This is a genomic window from Nocardia sp. NPDC058244, assembly GCF_042882065.1.
Classification (GTDB): Bacteria; Actinomycetota; Actinomycetes; order Mycobacteriales; family Mycobacteriaceae; genus Nocardia.
The window spans coordinates 1-2,824 of record NZ_JBHVWX010000021.1; the positions used below are offsets into that span (position 1 = coordinate 1).

Sequence of the window (2,824 nt, forward strand, 5' to 3'; positions counted from 1 at the left end):
GCCCGGTCCCATTCCGAACCCGGAAGCTAAGGCCACCTGCGCCGATGGTACTGCACTCGACAGGGTGTGGGAGAGTAGGACACCGCCGGAACATCCTTCGCGATAGGGGACCCAGAATTGGGTCCCCTATCGGCGTTTGTGGGCCGTGACGGCCCCGGCACGCCGGGCGGACGATGCCCCGTCCTCCGCCCGTGGTTGAATTCTTGTAGGCGGGGCCACGACAACACTCCCCGAGGTCGGGGAATCTAGAAAGGGATCGCCGTGTCGGAACACAACGACGGACGGAAGCCTTTCCGCCGGGACGGTGACGCCCGCGGCTTCGGCCGGCGCGGCGAACCGACCGATCGCCCCCGTGGCGGACACGGTGACCACCGTGGCGAAGGCGGCGGATTCCGCCGCAACGACGACAATCGTGGTGGCCGAGGCGGTTCCGAAGGCCAGCGTGGCGGCTTCAACCGCGACGATCGTGGCGGTGACCGCAGCGGATTCCGGCGCAGCGACAGCGGTGACCGTGGCGGTTACCAGCGTCGCGACGACGCCGGTCGCGGCGGCTCGGGTGACCGGGGCGGCTTCCGGCGCGGTGACGACGACCGCCCCCGTGGTGGTGGCGATCGGGGCGGTTACCAGCGTCGTGACGACGCGGGCCGCGGTGGCTACCAGCGTCGCGACGACAATGACCGGGGCGGTTTCCGGCGTGGCGACAGCGACCGTGGCGGCTCCGGCGATCGTGGTGGCTTCCGCCGCCGCGATGAATCCGACCGTCCCGCAGGTGGTTTCGACCGCGGCGGCGATCGCGGCGGATACCGGCGCAATGATGACGACCGTCCCCGTGGCGGCTCGGACCGTGGCGGCGATCGTGGCGGGTTCCGGCGCAACGAGGGCGACGACCGTTCGCGCGGCGGCTACGACCGCGGCGATCGCGGCGGCTTCCGTCGCGACAACGACGACCGTCCCCGTGGTGGCTCCGGCTTCCGCAGGAACGAAGGCGACGACCGTTCGCGCGGTGGTTCCGACCGTGGTGGCGATCGCGGCGGGTTCCGGCGCAACGACAGCGGTGACCGTGGTGGCTACCAGCGTCGCGACGACGCGGGCCGTGGCGGTTCCGGCGACCGGGGCGGCTTCCGCCGCGGTGACGACGACCGTTCGCGGGGCGGCTCCGATCGCGGTGGCTTCCGTCGCAACGAGGGCGACGACCGTTCGCGGGGCGGCTCCGATCGCGGTGGCTTCCGTCGCAACGAGGGCGACGACCGTTCGCGGGGCAGCTCGGACCGTGGTGGCTTCCGTCGCAACGAAGGCGATGATCGCTCGCGTGGTGGTTCCGACCGTGGCGGGTTCCGGCGCAACGAGGGCGGTGGTTTCCGTCGCGACGACAGCGACGATCGTTCTCGCGGTTCCTCGGATCGCGGTGGGTTCCGCCGTGGCGAGGGCTCCGATCGTGGTGGATACCAGCGGCGTGACGACAACGCTCGCGGCCCCCGCCGTGACGACGATCGCGGACGCGGTGGATTCAAGCGTGGTGGCGATTCCGGTGGGAAGCGCTACGTCGGCGAGGACGGCGCACCGCTGGACGGCACCTACCGCGAGAAGCGGCGCGAGCGTGAGGGCGATGTCCTCGGCGTCGTGTCGTCGGCCGCGAACGCCGATGCCGCAGACAGCGATTCGGCCGACATCGATTCGACGGTGAGCGACGACAGCGCCGCGTCCACTGAGCAGTTCGACGACACCTCGTCGGCCGAGGTTCGCGCCGCGGACGTGGCGGACAGCGATCAGGCGGAGTCCGCGGACGACGACGATCGCGCCGAAGCCATCGAGCGGACCGAGTTCGCCGACGATCGTACCGACGCGGGCGACGACGATCGGGCCGAGTCGGCGGCCGCCGAGTCCGCTGACCGCGACGACGCGGCGGACCGCTCGGATCGTCGCGGCGAATCCGGCTACGGCGCCCGTGGCGGCGACGATCGTGACGACCGGCGTCGTGGCGGCGAGGGTGCCAGGACCGCGGGCGGACGGTCGTCGGACCGGCGCGCCGCGCGTCCGGACGAGCCGGATCTGCCCGAAGACGTGCAGGCCTCCGATCTCGATCCCGCGGTGCGCCGCGATCTGCTCAGCCTGGACAAGAACAACGCCGAGACCGTCGCCCGGCACATGGTGATGGCCGTCGAGCTGCTCGAGGACGATCCCCGCCTCGCACTGGCCCACGCGCGGGCCGCGCGGCAGCGCGCGGGCCGGATCGCCGTGGTCCGGGAGACCGCAGGCGTGGTGGCCTATCACGCCGAGGAATGGGCGGAAGCGCTCTCCGAGCTGCGTACCGCGCGCCGGATGTCCGGAGGTTCCGGGCTGCTGGCGGTGATGGCGGACTGCGAGCGCGGTCTGGGCAGGCCGGAACGGGCCATCGAGCTCGGCCGCAGTGACGAGGCGCAGGCGCTCACCGGTGACGAGGCCACCGAGCTGCGGATCGTGGTCGCCGGTGCGCGAATGGATCTGGGGCAGTTCGACCAGGCCGTCGTGACGTTGCAGACCCCCGATCTGGACCCGGCGCGCACCGGCTCGGCCGCCGCGCGCCTGTTCTACGCCTACGCCGACGCGCTGGTCGCGGCGGGCCGCACCGACGACGGTCTGCAGTGGTTCCTCAACGCCGCCGCCGCCGATCTCGACGATGAGACCGACGCCGAGGACCGCGCCGCGGAACTCACCGGCGACGCGTAATCCGGTAGCCAACGGCCGCCGGGCCCGGGGTTGGGCTCGGCGATCGGTGTGCCCCGTGCGATGTCGAGCGGCAGATACGAGGTGGCGAACTCCACCGGCCGCCCGTCCAGCAGATACC

Annotated in this window: 2 protein-coding genes and 1 rRNA gene; 2 read left to right on the plus strand and 1 reads right to left on the minus strand. The window is 72.2% G+C overall.

Annotated elements, in window-relative coordinates; genetic code table 11:
- Positions 1 to 91 (plus strand): 5S ribosomal RNA (gene rrf, locus ACFVW6_RS35040); the annotation flags it as partial.
- A 35-nt stretch (positions 92 to 126) separates the two neighbouring features.
- On the opposite strand, the gene ACFVW6_RS35045 is transcribed toward rrf, so the two are convergent.
- The gene (locus ACFVW6_RS35045) at positions 127 to 2,145 is read right to left on the minus strand and encodes a hypothetical protein (RefSeq protein ID WP_378833986.1); all 2,019 of its coding nucleotides are present in this window, start codon (positions 2,143 to 2,145) and stop codon (positions 127 to 129) included.
- On the opposite strand from ACFVW6_RS35045, the gene ACFVW6_RS35050 reads away from it, so the two are divergent.
- Positions 2,089 to 2,706, plus strand: a complete 618-nt coding sequence (locus ACFVW6_RS35050; protein WP_378833984.1) for a hypothetical protein — start codon at positions 2,089 to 2,091, stop codon at positions 2,704 to 2,706. The two genes, ACFVW6_RS35045 and ACFVW6_RS35050, sit on opposite strands and share 57 nt — an antisense overlap.
- Positions 2,707 to 2,824 lie beyond the last annotated feature (118 nt).